15 protein-coding genes and 1 pseudogene are annotated in these 13,351 nt (G+C 57.8%); 6 read left to right on the top strand and 10 right to left on the bottom strand.

What is annotated here, in order from left to right:
- Positions 1–356 precede the first annotated feature (356 nt).
- Entirely contained in the window at positions 357–1,652 is a 1,296-nt protein-coding gene (locus D1224_RS14240; protein WP_119380623.1) for a site-specific DNA-methyltransferase, read from the top strand.
- Positions 1,649–2,764, top strand: a complete 1,116-nt coding sequence (locus D1224_RS14235; protein WP_119380622.1) for a DUF5681 domain-containing protein — start codon at positions 1,649–1,651, stop codon at positions 2,762–2,764. Before D1224_RS14240 ends, D1224_RS14235 begins: the two co-directional genes overlap by 4 nt.
- 88 nt (positions 2,765–2,852) lie before the next feature.
- Here the strand turns inward: D1224_RS14235 and D1224_RS14230 are convergent, their stop codons facing one another.
- Entirely contained in the window at positions 2,853–3,077 is a 225-nt protein-coding gene (locus tag D1224_RS14230) for a helix-turn-helix domain-containing protein (RefSeq protein WP_119380621.1), read from the bottom strand.
- A 118-nt stretch (positions 3,078–3,195) separates the two neighbouring features.
- On the opposite strand from D1224_RS14230, the gene D1224_RS14225 reads away from it, so the two are divergent.
- Positions 3,196–3,813, top strand: a complete 618-nt coding sequence (locus D1224_RS14225; RefSeq protein ID WP_119380620.1) for a hypothetical protein — start codon at positions 3,196–3,198, stop codon at positions 3,811–3,813.
- A gap of 40 nt (positions 3,814–3,853) precedes the next feature.
- On the opposite strand, the pseudogene D1224_RS16675 reads toward D1224_RS14225, so the two are convergent.
- The 3 genes and pseudogenes from D1224_RS16675 to D1224_RS14210 form a co-directional block, all read right to left on the bottom strand.
- Positions 3,854–4,888, bottom strand: a pseudogene (locus D1224_RS16675) (IS6 family transposase).
- Positions 4,889–4,974: 86 nt separating this feature from the next.
- A complete protein-coding gene (merA, locus tag D1224_RS14215) occupies positions 4,975–6,426 on the bottom strand; it encodes a mercury(II) reductase (protein WP_018149432.1) in 1,452 nt (483 codons plus the stop codon).
- Positions 6,427–6,485: 59 nt separating this feature from the next.
- Positions 6,486–7,835, bottom strand: a complete 1,350-nt coding sequence (locus D1224_RS14210; protein WP_119380619.1) for a dihydrolipoyl dehydrogenase family protein — start codon at positions 7,833–7,835, stop codon at positions 6,486–6,488.
- Between the two features lie 3 nt (positions 7,836–7,838).
- Here D1224_RS14210 and D1224_RS16550 point away from each other — a divergent pair, with 3 nt between their 5' ends.
- Positions 7,839–7,985 (top strand): hypothetical protein, encoded by a 147-nt coding sequence (locus D1224_RS16550; RefSeq protein WP_182482316.1) that lies wholly within the window; start codon positions 7,839–7,841, stop codon positions 7,983–7,985.
- Here D1224_RS16550 and merF read toward each other — a convergent pair.
- The 3 genes from merF to D1224_RS14195 form a co-directional block, all read right to left on the bottom strand.
- Entirely contained in the window at positions 7,980–8,219 is a 240-nt protein-coding gene (merF, locus tag D1224_RS14205) for a mercury resistance system transport protein MerF (RefSeq protein ID WP_026180822.1), read from the bottom strand. The genes D1224_RS16550 and merF overlap by 6 nt on opposite strands.
- An 88-nt stretch (positions 8,220–8,307) precedes the next feature.
- Positions 8,308–8,631, bottom strand: coding sequence for a heavy-metal-associated domain-containing protein (locus D1224_RS14200; RefSeq protein ID WP_026180823.1), 324 nt, complete (start codon positions 8,629–8,631; stop codon positions 8,308–8,310).
- 14 nt (positions 8,632–8,645) lie between these two features.
- On the bottom strand, positions 8,646–9,020 hold the full coding sequence (locus D1224_RS14195) for a mercuric transporter MerT family protein (protein WP_018149436.1): 375 nt from the start codon (positions 9,018–9,020) through the stop codon (positions 8,646–8,648).
- Positions 9,021–9,100: 80 nt separating this feature from the next.
- Here D1224_RS14195 and D1224_RS14190 point away from each other — a divergent pair, with 80 nt between their 5' ends.
- Positions 9,101–9,517: a MerR family transcriptional regulator gene (locus D1224_RS14190; RefSeq protein WP_018149437.1), complete on the top strand. Its 417-nt coding sequence runs from the start codon at positions 9,101–9,103 to the stop codon at positions 9,515–9,517.
- A 227-nt stretch (positions 9,518–9,744) separates the two neighbouring features.
- Complete coding sequence (locus D1224_RS16670; protein ID WP_233350562.1) at positions 9,745–9,939, top strand: DUF3147 family protein; 195 nt, start codon at positions 9,745–9,747, stop codon at positions 9,937–9,939.
- A gap of 350 nt (positions 9,940–10,289) precedes the next feature.
- Here D1224_RS16670 and D1224_RS14180 read toward each other — a convergent pair whose 3' ends face one another.
- From D1224_RS14180 to D1224_RS14170, 3 genes are all read right to left on the bottom strand, one after another.
- On the bottom strand, positions 10,290–11,222 hold the full coding sequence (locus D1224_RS14180; RefSeq protein WP_119380618.1) for a cation diffusion facilitator family transporter: 933 nt from the start codon (positions 11,220–11,222) through the stop codon (positions 10,290–10,292).
- Positions 11,206–11,454: a hypothetical protein gene (locus D1224_RS14175; protein WP_119380606.1), complete on the bottom strand. Its 249-nt coding sequence runs from the start codon at positions 11,452–11,454 to the stop codon at positions 11,206–11,208. Before D1224_RS14175 ends, D1224_RS14180 begins: the two co-directional genes overlap by 17 nt.
- Positions 11,438–13,351, bottom strand: a 1,914-nt coding sequence (locus tag D1224_RS14170; RefSeq protein ID WP_147372404.1) for an efflux RND transporter permease subunit, incomplete at its 5' end; no start/stop codon positions are given. The genes D1224_RS14175 and D1224_RS14170, both read right to left, overlap by 17 nt.

Genomic DNA, 13,351 nt, shown 5'->3' with positions numbered 1-13,351 from the left:
GACCGTTTTGTCGTCTCAAGAGTACGTCGGCTGCTGCTCAGACAGGGATAGCCATTTCGCTCAAAATAGCCTCGCCGGCACGGTCAGCGCAGCGAAACACGAGCAAAAACGCCGAATTATTACAAAACATTAATTACAGCGCGCCACATAAATACGAACAAAAGAGGAATATAAAGGGGTTATTATGCGAACATATTGTCTCTTGTTTTCATTGTGTTTTCTCGGTTTGGGGAGCTCTCGGAAACCGTCTGGCAGCGCCAGAAATCTTAAAATTCCAAGATTTTTCAATAGCTTGATTTATCCGGAGCGTTTGAGCACAGGCCTAGTATGCGAATTCATTAGAAAGGAGGCGTCGCATGCTCGGTTTCAAGGTAGAATATCTCAACACGACAAGTCTAACGCCCCGGCCAAACAATGCCCGAACGCATTCGAAAAAGCAGGTTAGGCAGATAGCTGAAGCCATAACGAAGTTCGGCTTCACAAACCCGATCCTTATTGACGAGCAAAATTGCATACTTGCCGGCCACGGCCGCGTCGAGGCAGCCAAACTGCTTGGTATGGAAACCGTTCCCTGCATACGTCTCGACTATATGACCGAGGCGGAAAAGCGCGCCTACGTCATCGCGGACAACAAGCTGGCGATGAATGCCGGCTGGGACGAGGACCTCCTCGCAATTGAGCTTGGCGCCCTCGGCGAGATGGATCTCGACTTCGATCTTGAAATCACCGGCTTCGATACAGCGGAGATCGATCTCATCATCGACGGGGTCGACCAGGCGCCGGCAGCCGATCCAAAAGAGGAGATCGTTCCCCCGAAGAACTCTGTGGCGAGGCGCTGTGAGCCAGGCGATATCTGGCAACTCGGCCGGCATCGGCTGATGTGCACGGATGCCCGCAACCCGATGACCATTCGTCTCCTCATGGCAGGTACGAAGGCGGACATGATCTTCACGGATCCGCCCTACAACGTGGCGATCGATGGCAATGTCTGCGGCTCGGGTTCGGTGAAACACCGGGAGTTTGCTATGGCTTCAGGTGAGATGAGCAAGGCGGAGTTTACGGCCTTTCTCAAGGATACGTTCAAGATCCAGGCGCGCTACTCGGTCGATGGATCTATCCATTTCGTCTGCATGGACTGGCGGCACATGGCCGAGATCCTCAGCGCGGGCGAAGAGGTCTATTCCGAGCTCAAGAACTTGATCACCTGGGTGAAGGATAATGGCGGCATGGGGACGTTCTACCGCTCCCAACATGAGCTGATCTTCGCCTTCAAAAAAGGCACCGCCTCTCACATCAATAATTTTGAACTCGGCCAGCATGGGCGCTACCGCACCAATGTCTGGCACTATCGCGGTATGAACTCGGCCGGGGCGAACCGTGCCGACGAGCTTGCAATGCATCCGACGGTCAAACCGGTCGCGATGATCGCTGACGCGATCCGGGACGTGGCAAAGCGCAATGGCATTGTCCTCGACCTCTTCGGGGGATCCGGCAGCACATTGCTCGCGGCCGAGAAGACGGGGCGGCGCGCCTACCTCGCCGAAATCGACCCGCTCTATTGCGATGTCATCCTTCACCGCTGGGAGAGTCAAGCCAACGGCGAGGCAGAACGTGTTCGCTCGGGCGCCGTTGTCGCGGAGGGCGTGGCATGAGCCAGGAGAAGCGCAAGAAGCCGTTCGATCCGGAGAAGGCCGATTACGAGGTTGGACGCGGCAAGACGCCAAAGCATACGCGGTTCAAGCCTGGCCAATCTGGAAACAGGAAAGGACGCCCACCCAAGAAGTCGAAGTCGTCATCACCCAAATCGCCAGGGAGCGCCTTGATGGGATCACTCGAAGAGCTGCTTAAAAGCAAGATCACCATCACGGAAAACGGCAGGGCGAAAGAAATTACTCTCGAGGAGGCTCTGCCACTCCGGCTGGTGAAAGACGCTTTGGCTGGAAAGCCTCATGCTCAGAAACGGGTTTTCGATGAGGCGACGAAGGAATTGGAAAGGCGCCGTGCGGAGGCGAATGACCTTTTTGAGACCGCCGTCAAAGTTAAAGCGGCAATCACGAAATACGTAAGCGATCGCTCAAAATACGGCGATAACTTCGTCTTTCCTATCCTTTCCGCCGAGCAGATCGAGATCGATTATGAATCCGGAACCGTCGAGATCAAAGGCCCCCTAAACGCAAAGCAGTTTCAGGAATGGCTCGGCATGATCGCGCAGATGGTGAAATGTGAGATCGACATCCAGGAGGCTGAGTTCGATGGTCTTGATGACGAGGACAGCGACATTGCCGATCAAAAATGGTTTCTCGCAAAACTCAGGAAGCTCATACCGACGACTGACCCGATGTGGCGGGAGTTTGCGCCAAAATATCGCCGGATCATAAATGATGAGCGCTTTTACTACGCGGAGAGTTGTGACTTGCCGACAGCGCTTGTTGATCTGACGGAGAAACAACTCAAAGCTATTTTCGCGAACCGCCCCAAACCAACACGGGAGTCGCTCCGAGAGCTCAGCCATCGAAAGGCAGAGAACAAGAAATTCCGAGCCTTCATGCGCAAAAAGCTTCAAAAGCAGATGGGCAAAAAATGGAAAACGAGGCTCGACAACGAGGTACACGAACCGCGCGATGTCGAGCATGACGTGATCCGTTACAAGAATGAAATCGGCCAGTTCGACCCGGACGATTACGAGTTCTCAGAAGAGGAGAAAGAGGCATTGAAGGACCCTGAATTCTTCAAGGCCTATATGAGTTGGGACGAAGCAGCGTGATTGGCTGAGCTTCCCACCAGGGGGCGGACTGCTGGGCAGTTCGCCTCTCCTCTTGCTCGTTGCTTGTGGGTGCTCTGAAGCCAGCTGATCAGCCTTTGAGCGCAGACACAGGTTTGAAAAACTCTCCCGGCGACGCGTCGAGAGCGCTCGCAAGCTGGCTTAGCACAGTCACCGTTGGATTGCGGACCCCGCGCTCGACGCCGGAAATGTAGGTTCGGTGCAAGCCGGACTGGTGGGCAAGCTCTTCCTGCGACCAGCCTTTTAGCCTGCGAAGTCGCTTTGTGTTTGCGCCGACGAGAACTCGTACATCCATACTCCGGACAGGAGCTCGACGTAGACGATGAGACTACAGCCTATAAGTATCAATTTATCCTTGAACTGTCGGGCAAAACGAGCGGTAGTGAGACTCATAATCATCTAAGGAGAGTTTCATGACACACCGACTTCTGGCCGTCATCGCGGCAGGCGCCCTGGTCGCCTCACTCGGCGCCTGCGCCACAAACGTCTCAACGCCGGAAAGTGTCCGGGGCGGAGGCGCTTCGGCGGCAGAGAGCGCCACGGGCTTTGACGCGGTCAAGTCGGCGGTTAGTTTTGAAGATGACCCGCATATGGGCACTCGGTCGGCAATCGGCCCGGAAATCAGCTACCTCGACCCAGAGCGCAACAAGTTCCTGGACGGCTACAATATCTACCATATTCGCGCCTTCGATATCGGGCGCTCTGGCGCTGAGGTGGTAGATTTTACAGAAATTCAGATCAGAGTTCGCCAGTCGACGAATGACGATTGGCCTCAGTACAACTCCGCCTTCAGCGAAGGCCAGAGCTACGATCTGAGGCCAATCGACAGCGAGGTCAGCTGCATCAATGTCAGCTGCCTCAAGACTGAACTTGTCGGGATCGATCTGACTATGCCGGAACTGCGTGAGCTCTCGGACCGCTCCATTCTCACGTTCAAGATCGTCGGCAAGCGCAATTCGATGATTATCGAGATCCCACAGTCGTATTTGCGAGGGTTCCTGGCGGCTGTGGATGAGCGGGAAGGAATGTGAGCCGTTGAGATCCCCAAAGGGTCACGGGGCTAAACTTGGATCAGTCATTCACGTCGGTCCAAACGGGGGGAGATTCCCAGTTTGCTGGAAAACCCAATGCCAACTGTTGGTGACCTGGTCTGGCTGTTATAAGAGCGGCGACACGCGCGGGAAAGCTCGTATCGAGGCTTTGGCGAAGTAGCATTCGACAAAGGACTACGAGCACATTGTAGATATAATTTTCAGGCTGGGCCTGTTCGCCGATTTTCTCAACGCTCAGATCATCCCCGAACCTTTTGAGTTTGGGGATGCGTTTAACGAGACGCCTGTTCCAGAGGCGGCCGTGATTTGCGCAAATGTTTCGCACGTAGGCTACAGTTCGAATGACGCGCTCGAGCGTTTCTCGGGTGGGCAGGCCAAGATCTTTTGCAACAGCTGACCCGATATTAGTGTCGGGTGTTGCCGATATCTCGAGATTGAAGTGATTGTGAAACGAAGCGTGGGTCGAGGCGAATTTCTGCAAGTTCGACATTCGCCTGAACCTCGACATCGCCCGTTCTCGTCGCCGGAACGGCAGGTGGATATTCTGAGCCCGATTATTGAGTTGGCGACCGACCTCCTGGCGTTTCACATTTCCGATCGTCTTCATCGCAGTGCCATAGGAGCGAAGCCGATCCGTCACGACGATGCACGGCGATCCGTACCGCTTCATCGCATCTCTCAGTAACCGCAAGGCCGCTGTTTTATGGCGGGTTTTCGTGACGAAGCTCTCTAGCACTTCATCTTCGTGATCAACGGCGCGCCAAAGGCAATGCGTCTCGCCGTTGATCTTCACGAAGACCTCGTCCAGATGCCACTGCCATCGTATGATCTGGCGCATGTAGCTGGCTCGGCGGCCCCGGATCCTGCCAGCAAACACTGCGGGAAACGATCGACCCATGTCCGGACGCTCTCATGACAAACATCGATGCCGCGCTTGTGGAGTAGGTCTTCGACGTTACGAAGTGAGAGCGGGAAACGCACATACACACATCATCGCTGCTAGCTGGATGATCTCGGGCGACGTCTTGAAATATCGGAACGGATTACGGGACATCTTGTGACGCTAGCCGGGACGGCCAGCCAGCTCAATCGGCCAGTTACCCTGACAATTTCTTTCTGACCTTACCTCCAAATTTGGGCTCAGCCTGCGCAGCATGAAAGCTTCGCCACGTCCTTGTCGAACGTCTGTGCCGCCAATTTTAACCCTTCAACAGTTGTCAGGTATGGAAAAATTGTCTCGCCAAGCGCCTTGCTCGTCATGCCGAACTTCAACGCCATAGCCAGGGTTTGAATCGCATCAGACCCTTCGGGCGCCGCCATCTGTCCGCCCAGAAGGCGGTCGGTCTTCGCATCCGCGACCAGCTTGATGACGCCGCGGGTATCGCGGGCAACGGCGGCGCGCGCCACATGGTCCAGCGTCAGCACGCTGGTCTTGACATCATGGCCGGCTGCCTTCGCCTGCACCTCGGAAAGACCGACGCCGGCAACCTGCGGATCGGTGAACACGACCCAGGGCATGGCCGCATTGTCATAACGCAAATCCTGAAGCCCGAGCGCATTGTTGGCCGCCACCTTGGCCCCATAAGCGGCCATGTAGACGAACTGGTCGCGATCGGTGACATCACCCGCTGCCCAGACGCCAGGCCGGGTTGTGGCCATGTCGGCTCCGACCTTGATCGATCCGCGCGCATCGGTCTCGATGCCGAACTCGCGCAAGCCGAGGTCTTCAGAATTGGCAACCCGGCCTGTGGTGGCCACAAGCCGCTGCGCGAAGAGGGTCACAGGCTTTCCACCCCGTTCGATTGTCAGCGTGACGCCGCCGTCACTCCGTCTCACCGATCGGTAGGACAGGCCGGTCTCGACCGCGACACCCTCAGCCTTCAGCGCGTCGGTCAACGCCTCGGCCACTTCCGGTTCCACGCCGGGCAGAAGACGCGAGCGCGTGACCAGCGTAACCTTGATACCCAGCCGCGACGCCATCTGCGCCAGTTCGCAACCGATATAGCCGCCGCCCAGTACCAGGATGCTCTCGGGCTGTTCAGGCAACGTGAGAAGGTCCCAAGAATCGAGCGCCTCCACGGTCATGATCCCATCAATGTCCGGCAATAGCGGGCGCGAGCCTGTGGCGACCAGGACCTTCGGCGCGGCGATGAACCGGCCGCCGACTTCAATCCCGCCCTCGACCAGGCGTGCGGCACCTTCTTCGATATAGGTGATATTCTCATAGGAAGGCAGCAAATCGATATATTTTTTCTGGCGCATTTCGTCGACCAGTTCGGCCGTGCCCTTGACGACCGCCGGCCAGTCCACGCCTTGCGCGCACGGCTCGATGCCCGGAAACCGTGCTGCCGATATGCCACCATGCACCGCTTCGCCGGCCCGTATCATCGCTTTGGATGGCACGCAGCCGACATTGACGCAGGTGCCGCCGATTGTGCCGTGCCCGACCATGGCCACGCGCCTGCCGGCCTCGGCCGCGCTAATCGAAGCCGAAAACCCGGCCGAGCCAGCACCTATGACAATGAGGTCATAGCTGTCGCCGCTGGTCTCATTGACGGAGCAGCAATCGCCTGTCTTTACGGTTCGATCCATTGTTTCTTCCTCCGCTTGCGACCGGGCACGGCGACGCGGCCTCGATCAAGTATTCAAAATCACACCATCGCCCCGATGTCGGAGGCGTAGCTGGGATAGGCGAAGATCATCGCCTTGATCTGATTGGCGGTCTGACCGGCACGCATGGCCATGGCGAAAAGGTTGATCTGTTCCTCAGCCCCCGGTCCGATCAGGTGTGCGCCCAGGATTTTTCCGGTGTCCTGTTCGACCAGCACCTTGTACGCGGTTCGCTGCGCGCCGACGCGCATTGACGAATACCAGTCATGGGTCTTCTCGAAATGGGTATCGAACTTCAGACCCTCTTTCCTGGCCGCAGCCTCTGACAAGCCAACGCTAGCAACCATTGGCAAGGTAAAAACCACCGAGGGAATCGGCGGGTATTTGACTTGTCGCTCGTCCTTTCCGGCTAGCAGGTTCTTGCCCGCCACACGCCCCTCGAAGGCAGATACCGGGGTCAGGTTGGGGCCGCTGTCGACGCAATCGCCGGCGGCGAAGACCGCGAGATTGCTCGTGCGCATTGAGGCGTTCACCTGAATGCCCCGGCGGGTGTACTCGACGCCGGCAGCCTCAAGGTTCAGCCCGTCAATATTTGGCACCCGGCCCGTGCCATGCACCACCAGATCGCAGGTCACGGTTTCGGCACCACCCACGCCGTCCACAGTGACGATAAATTCTTCGCCCTGTTTCTCGATCGCCAGCACTTTCGCCTTGGTGCGCAAGTCGATGCCAAGCTCTTCCGTGCCCTCAACAAGTATCTCAACCAGGTCGTCATCGAAGGTGCCCAGGGGGCGCTCGGCCATTTCTAGTACAGTAACTTCGCTGGCGCCGGCGCGCCTGGAAATATGAGCGAACTCCATGGCGATGAAGCCACCGCCGACAAAAGCGATCCGGTCTGGCCGCTCGGTTAGTTCGAGAAACTCGGTGCTGGTGGTCAGATACGCCTCGCCAGGAATGTTCAGCGTTATCGGCCGTGCGCCGGTGGCGATGTGGAAATGTTTCGCGCGCAGGATTTCGCCATTCAGCTCGATACTGTCCGCGCCTGTGAACCGCGCTTCACCATGCAATACATCAATGCCTGCCTTTTCCATTCCCGCTTCGATGCGCGGCGGCATGGCGTCGGTGAATGTTCGCTTGAAGGCGATCATGTCCGGCCAGTCGACGGAAGGCTGCATCTTCAGCCCATTGCCCTTCATCCTGTCTGCCCAATCGACGCCTTCTGTAACCGCAACCAGCATCTTCTTTGGATCACAGCCGCGCAGGGCGCAGGTACCACCATAAGGCAGGCTGTCGATGCTCGCCACATTCCAGCCCGCCTTTGCGGCCATCCGGGCGACACCATTGCCGCTGGTTCCACCGCCAATCACGATAAGGTCATATGCGTCTTTCATGGCATGTCTCCATTGGTTGCGGTGATTGCCCTGCGCGGAAGATCCCAAGGCCCGTTCAAAAAGATCCAGCCCCCTTCCACAATCGGCACCTGCCTGCTGCTCCACCCGGAAGCGATCCTGCTCATCGCGGCACGTATTGAGCCATCATGATTGGTTTCCGTCAGGGCTGCATGGCCGCTTCTGCCTGCGCCAGACAGCATAGACCGTCAGCGCAATGAACAGGGCAAGCGCGGGCAATAGCACATAGTCGATCCAGCCCAGCACTGCCGACAGGCCCACAGCGCCAAGCAGCACCACGAGTATTGGTGTGAAACAGCAAAGTGCCGCAATGACGGTACCGGCCAGGCCCGTTATCAGCAGTTTTCGGTCAGTCCATTTTGACATCAAAGTGAAAGCCTTGTGTGAAAATCTGACGATGTATGCGAACATCGACTTGCAGGTGCCTCATCAGGATATTCCAGATGCTGCGCGTTCAACCGTCCGTAACGCTTGCCGGGTATCCTACATCGGTTGAAGCGGCAGCGATCGCCTCGGGGGTTGCCGCCGCCGTATCGTAAACCACCTCTGCGGTCCTGGCCGCATAATCGATATCGACAGATTTAACGCCCTCGACACGCATCATCGCTTTCCTGACAGCAATCGGACATGTCGCGCAGGTCATGTTTTCGATGGTCAAACGGGCTGTCGCCTGTTCGACCTCCACCGAAGCATCCGGAGCATTCTGCGCGCTGGCGACTGCGAGCCCCCCCGCGAGTGCCAGACCTGCCAGTCCGGCGATCATCCATGTTCGTTTCATACTTGTCTCCCTGGCTAGTAAAATAACGGTGCCCATACATCGATGGTCAGGGCCGCCAGCACGACAAGCGCGCCGCTCCACAGGGCGACCTGCTTGATGACTGACGACTGCGGACGGGCGCAATAGCTACCATCCTCGCAGACACTGGTCTTTCGAAAATAGACATCCCAGAATCCAGCCGCGAGAAATCCGATCGCGACCAGAAGAAAAAGGGGCTTGTAGGGTTCCAGCGCCGTCAACTGGCCAATCCACGCTCCGGAAACACCGAGACTGATCAGCACAAGCGGCACGATGCAGCAGGATGATGCAAGGAATGCCCCCAGCATGCCACCGGCAACAAGCCACCTTGAGCGACGCTCATTTGCTGGGCTGTTTTCGGTATCTGTCATGACCAGCTGTTCCCATTGCTTTATTGATCATGGTCACGTTACGCTCTGTAGTTGGTACAGACACAAGCGGGTAATTCATCATGGCCATCACATCGCCGCGAGCAGCACTCAAACGGGCTGAACTGGCCGGGCGGCTCGGCTGCAATCTTGAAACGATCCGCTATTATGAAAAGATCGGCCTGCTGCCCGATCCAGCCCGCACTGCCAGTGGCCACCGGCTGTATTCGAATGGGGACCAGGTACGGCTGCGTTTCATATTGCGGGCCCGCAGTCTCGGCTTCTCGGTGGAAGATGTACGCTCACTGCTTGGCATCAATGATGGCAGGCCGAGCTGCGCAGAGGTCAGTGCGCTGGCAGAAGCACATCGTGGCGATATCCGCAAACGCATCGCCGATCTGAGACAAATGGATCGGCGGCTCGGCGAGATCATGGCTGGTTGCACCGGCGCTGAAACACCTGATTGCGCACTCACCGACAAACTGTTCGAAGACCGCTGATAAAAAGGGCCGGTACCAAGAGCGTTGTCTTACCGACGTCAGAAGCGGCTTGCCTCTTTATAGTCGTGTTCATGGCTCACGCCCGTGCCGTGTTCAGTTGATCCCACGCTCACGACACTCGATAAGCCAGAAGCAGGCCGTCACAATGAGCTTTCGCCTTCACCGCCACTTGAGCGGCTGCCATTTCCCATGGGTTGATCTCGCGGAACCATGAGCCGGAGACAAAATTGTTCTACCTTTTTATCAAGGCTGTAATTTCAGCCATCCTCATCGTCGCCATTTCCGAAATCGGAAAACGCAGTCCAGGCTTCGCGGCACTTGTGGCCTCACTTCCTCTCGTATCGGTCCTGGGCGTGATATGGCTGTGGCGCGACACTGAAGACACATCCCGGCAGGCGGCCCACTCCGCTGCCATATTCTGATATGTCCTTCCTTCTTATCCCATGGCTGCTCGACCGAGGCATTCCCTTTTATGGCGCCTTGATTTTGGGAACAGCGATAAAAATTGTGCTCTACTTCACGATGATCTTGATACTGCCCAGGCTAGGACTAGAGCTCAGCAACTAGTACATTCAGCCACTCCGCTCACGTTCGAAACTAGTCTTTCAGCCTTGTATCAAGCCTCATAAACGGGACGAGCGCACAAATGCCACTGCTTCCAGACACGTCAGCAAGACACGAACCCGCTGGATCTCACGTTTGAACAGCTCGCCTTCCCACGCAACCCCGGTAAGACCCATTGTATTCTGGCAGTGTACCGGCAAGTACAGGATCACGCCTTTCGCTGAGAATTCGAATGCCCGTAAACATCGGCGTTTCGGTGGACATGATCTTCGTGCTCGAACTCAAGGCTTGAATGACCAATACCGAAGCGCTGATTCAAACGCTCCTTGATTGCCGCCTTGATGATCGCGATGCTCGACCAGTTTTGTTCAGACACAACGACGTGACAGTCGAGCGCCGTCTCGTGTTCCTGCATTTGCCAGAGATGCACGTGGTGAACGTCCGCAACGCCATCGACACTTCGCATCGCTTCCACGACGGCGGCATTGTCGATCTCGGGTGGGCTACCCAGCATCAACATATGGATCGGCCCGCCAATTTCACGGAACGACAGATAGAGAATGTATACCGCGATACCGATCGTCACGAGCGGATCGACCAGTCTCCAGTCATAGAGGAGGATGAGCGTTCCGCCTGCAACCACGGCTACCGATGCGAGTGCATCCGAAAGGTTGTGAAGGAAGAGCGCCCGGATATTCACGCTCCCTTTCTGCATCGAATAGGTCAGGAGGGCTGTCAGCGTATCGATGACCAGCGCAACACCGCCAAGAATAACGATCGTCCAGCCGCCAACGGCGGGGGGATCAATGATCCGCATGACACCCTCATAGATCAGATAGAGGCCGATGATGGTCAAAGATGTATAATTGATCAGGGCTGCGACGATCTCGATGCGGCCATACCCAAAGGTCATCCGCTCATCAGCCGGTCGCCGCGCAATCTTGCGCGCAGCGAACGCGATGACGAGCGACGCCATATCAGAGAAATTGTGCAGAGCATCGGCGATGAGCGCGAGGCTGCCGGAGAGAATCCCCCCGACAACCTGCCCAACGGTTAGTAGTGCGTTTGCCCAGATAGCAATGGAGACCCGGCGATCACCGCTTTTGGGATCAAGGCTGTCATGTTCATGTGCGTGGCTCATGATCGGCCTCCTCTTCCAGCACCTTGCGCTTGCATTCGAGATACGCGCGTCGCCGCGCGTGTACCGCGTTTTTGACACGGCTCTTTGATGGTATCAGGCCGCATTCTTCCTGCACCTTGGCCGCCTGCTCACTTGAAAGGGACACCATCGCGTTGCCGAGATTCCCGCAGCCCGCCAGGGCTGCGAGAGAAATCGACATGACCGCAACGCGAAGTTCACGATGGATGAACATGCTCGGCCTCCAACAAGGAATGGTGCGCGTCGGGCTTCGGTGCGAACCAGCGGTGAAGGGCTGGCAGGACAAGCAAGGTCAACACGGTCGATGAGACCAGCCCGCCCATGACGACCGTGGCCAGTGGCCGCTGCACTTCAGCACCGACACCACTCGCGAAGAGCAGTGGCGCAAGGCCGAGCGCCGTCGTAAGGGCGGTCATCAGAACAGGACGTGCCCGCAAGCCTGCCGCCTCGACGGCAAGTTCATCGCGGCCCCGGCCTTCCCTGGCAAAATCATCCATGAAGCTGACCAGCACCATGCCATTGCCGAGCGCGATGCCAAACAGGGCAATAAAGCCGACCGTCGCGGGCACCGAGATCGGCAGGCTCGCAACCCAGAGCGCCATCGCGCCGCCGGTCAGCGCCAGCGGAATGTTGAGCAGGATCAGGATGGCTGATTTCATGCGCCCGAAGGTTAATAGCAGGATCAGGAACACGATGCCCAGCGTGATCGGGATCACGACCGCAAACCGCGCATTCGCTTCTTGCTGGAGTTCGAACTGCCCGCCCCATTCGACGCGGTAACCGGCCGGTAAGTCAAGCTGGCCGGCGACCGCCGCCTGCGCATCGGCGACATAGCTGCCGATGTCGCGTCCTCTCACATTGAGCTGGACGGTGATGAAGCGCTCGCCATTCTCGCGCGTGATCTGGCGCGGCCCGACGATCTCCCTGATGTCTGCCACGCTTTCGAGTGGAACCCGTGCGCCGCTGGATGATTCCAGAATGATCCGTCCGATGGCCGCGGGCGTGTCGCGGTCTTCTTCGGCATAGCGCACGATGACGGGGAACTGGCGTACCCCCTGGAAAACGGCGCCAGCCTCTGCCCCGCCAACACCTGAACGCAAGGCGTCAAGCGCCTCCTCGACACTCAGGCCGTATCGGCCGAGCGCCGGACGGTCGAGCGAGACCACAAGCTGAGGCGCGCCGGTGATCTGATCGGCCTGGACGTCTGTGGCTCCCGGAATCTCCTGCAGGACCGCCTGCAAATCCTGCGAGCCTTCCAGAAGAACCTCCGTATCCGGCCCGAAGATCTTGACCGCCAGCTGCGCCTTTGTGCCGGTCAGGAGTTCATCAACCGACATGGCGATCGGCTGGCCGACATTAACCCTGACACCTGGAAAGCTGCCGAGATTTTCGGAGATCGACGCACGAAGTTCGTCCGGGCTGATGCCATCGCGCCATTCGCTTCGGGGTTTGAGCGCCACGAAGGCCTCGATACTGTTGACCGGGTCGGCATGCGCGCCGACTTCCCCGCGCCCGATCCGGCTGACGATCGAACTGACCTCTGGGAAAGAATCTAGCACTCTTTGCTCGATCCGCGTCGAGGTTTCCTTTGCCTCGGTGAGTGAGATGGAAGGCGCCATAGTCACTCTCAAAATTATGTCGCCTTCCTCCAGCGCCGGAGTGAACTCCGAGCCGAGACGTGTGGCCGACAATCCCCCGACCAGCAGCAGGATGCCCGCGAGCCCGACCGCCGCAAGACGACGCCGGACGAAGAAGGCCGCAAGCGGCTTGATCTGTGAAACAAGCCGACTGTCGCTCTCCTGGCTATTGCTCGTGGGCGGACGCATGAGGCCGAGCGCCATGGCCGGAGCGATGAGCGCCGCATAGATCAGCGACCCTGTCATCGCGAGTGCGGCCGAAGCGGCGAGCGGCCGGAACGTCTTGCCCTCTGTGCCCTGTAGCGAGAAGAGCGGAAGGAAGACGATGATCACCACGGCAACGGCAGCAGTCAGCGGCGCGATTACTTCGGCGCTCGCTCGCGCGACAGTCGTGCGGCTATCTTCATCCTCGCGTCGTTCGCGGAGTCCGCGATCAACGTTCTCGGCGATGACGATGGCGCCGTCGACCATCAT

The organism is Henriciella barbarensis, from assembly GCF_003576345.1.
Taxonomy (GTDB): Bacteria; Pseudomonadota; Alphaproteobacteria; order Caulobacterales; family Hyphomonadaceae; genus Henriciella; species Henriciella barbarensis.
This window is presented reverse-complemented; position numbering and strand designations above follow the sequence as displayed.

What these genes read in the sequence shown, in the direction of transcription:
- D1224_RS16550 (WP_182482316.1), top strand. Translation starts at nt 7,839, where the DNA reads ATGTCTCCATTGGTTGCGGTGATTGCCCTGCGCGGAAGATCCCAAGGC.
- D1224_RS14235 (WP_119380622.1), top strand. Translation starts at nt 1,649, where the DNA reads ATGAGCCAGGAGAAGCGCAAGAAGCCGTTCGATCCGGAGAAGGCCGAT.
- D1224_RS14195 (WP_018149436.1), bottom strand. Translation starts at nt 9,020, where the DNA reads ATGACAGATACCGAAAACAGCCCAGCAAATGAGCGTCGCTCAAGGTGG.
- D1224_RS14225 (WP_119380620.1), top strand. Translation starts at nt 3,196, where the DNA reads ATGACACACCGACTTCTGGCCGTCATCGCGGCAGGCGCCCTGGTCGCC.
- D1224_RS14240 (WP_119380623.1), top strand. Translation starts at nt 357, where the DNA reads ATGCTCGGTTTCAAGGTAGAATATCTCAACACGACAAGTCTAACGCCC.
- D1224_RS14230 (WP_119380621.1), bottom strand. Translation starts at nt 3,077, where the DNA reads ATGGATGTACGAGTTCTCGTCGGCGCAAACACAAAGCGACTTCGCAGG.
- merA (WP_018149432.1), bottom strand. Translation starts at nt 6,426, where the DNA reads ATGGATCGAACCGTAAAGACAGGCGATTGCTGCTCCGTCAATGAGACC.
- merF (WP_026180822.1), bottom strand. Translation starts at nt 8,219, where the DNA reads ATGTCAAAATGGACTGACCGAAAACTGCTGATAACGGGCCTGGCCGGT.
- D1224_RS14210 (WP_119380619.1), bottom strand. Translation starts at nt 7,835, where the DNA reads ATGAAAGACGCATATGACCTTATCGTGATTGGCGGTGGAACCAGCGGC.
- D1224_RS14175 (WP_119380606.1), bottom strand. Translation starts at nt 11,454, where the DNA reads ATGTTCATCCATCGTGAACTTCGCGTTGCGGTCATGTCGATTTCTCTC.
- D1224_RS14180 (WP_119380618.1), bottom strand. Translation starts at nt 11,222, where the DNA reads ATGAGCCACGCACATGAACATGACAGCCTTGATCCCAAAAGCGGTGAT.
- D1224_RS14190 (WP_018149437.1), top strand. Translation starts at nt 9,101, where the DNA reads ATGGCCATCACATCGCCGCGAGCAGCACTCAAACGGGCTGAACTGGCC.
- D1224_RS14200 (WP_026180823.1), bottom strand. Translation starts at nt 8,631, where the DNA reads ATGAAACGAACATGGATGATCGCCGGACTGGCAGGTCTGGCACTCGCG.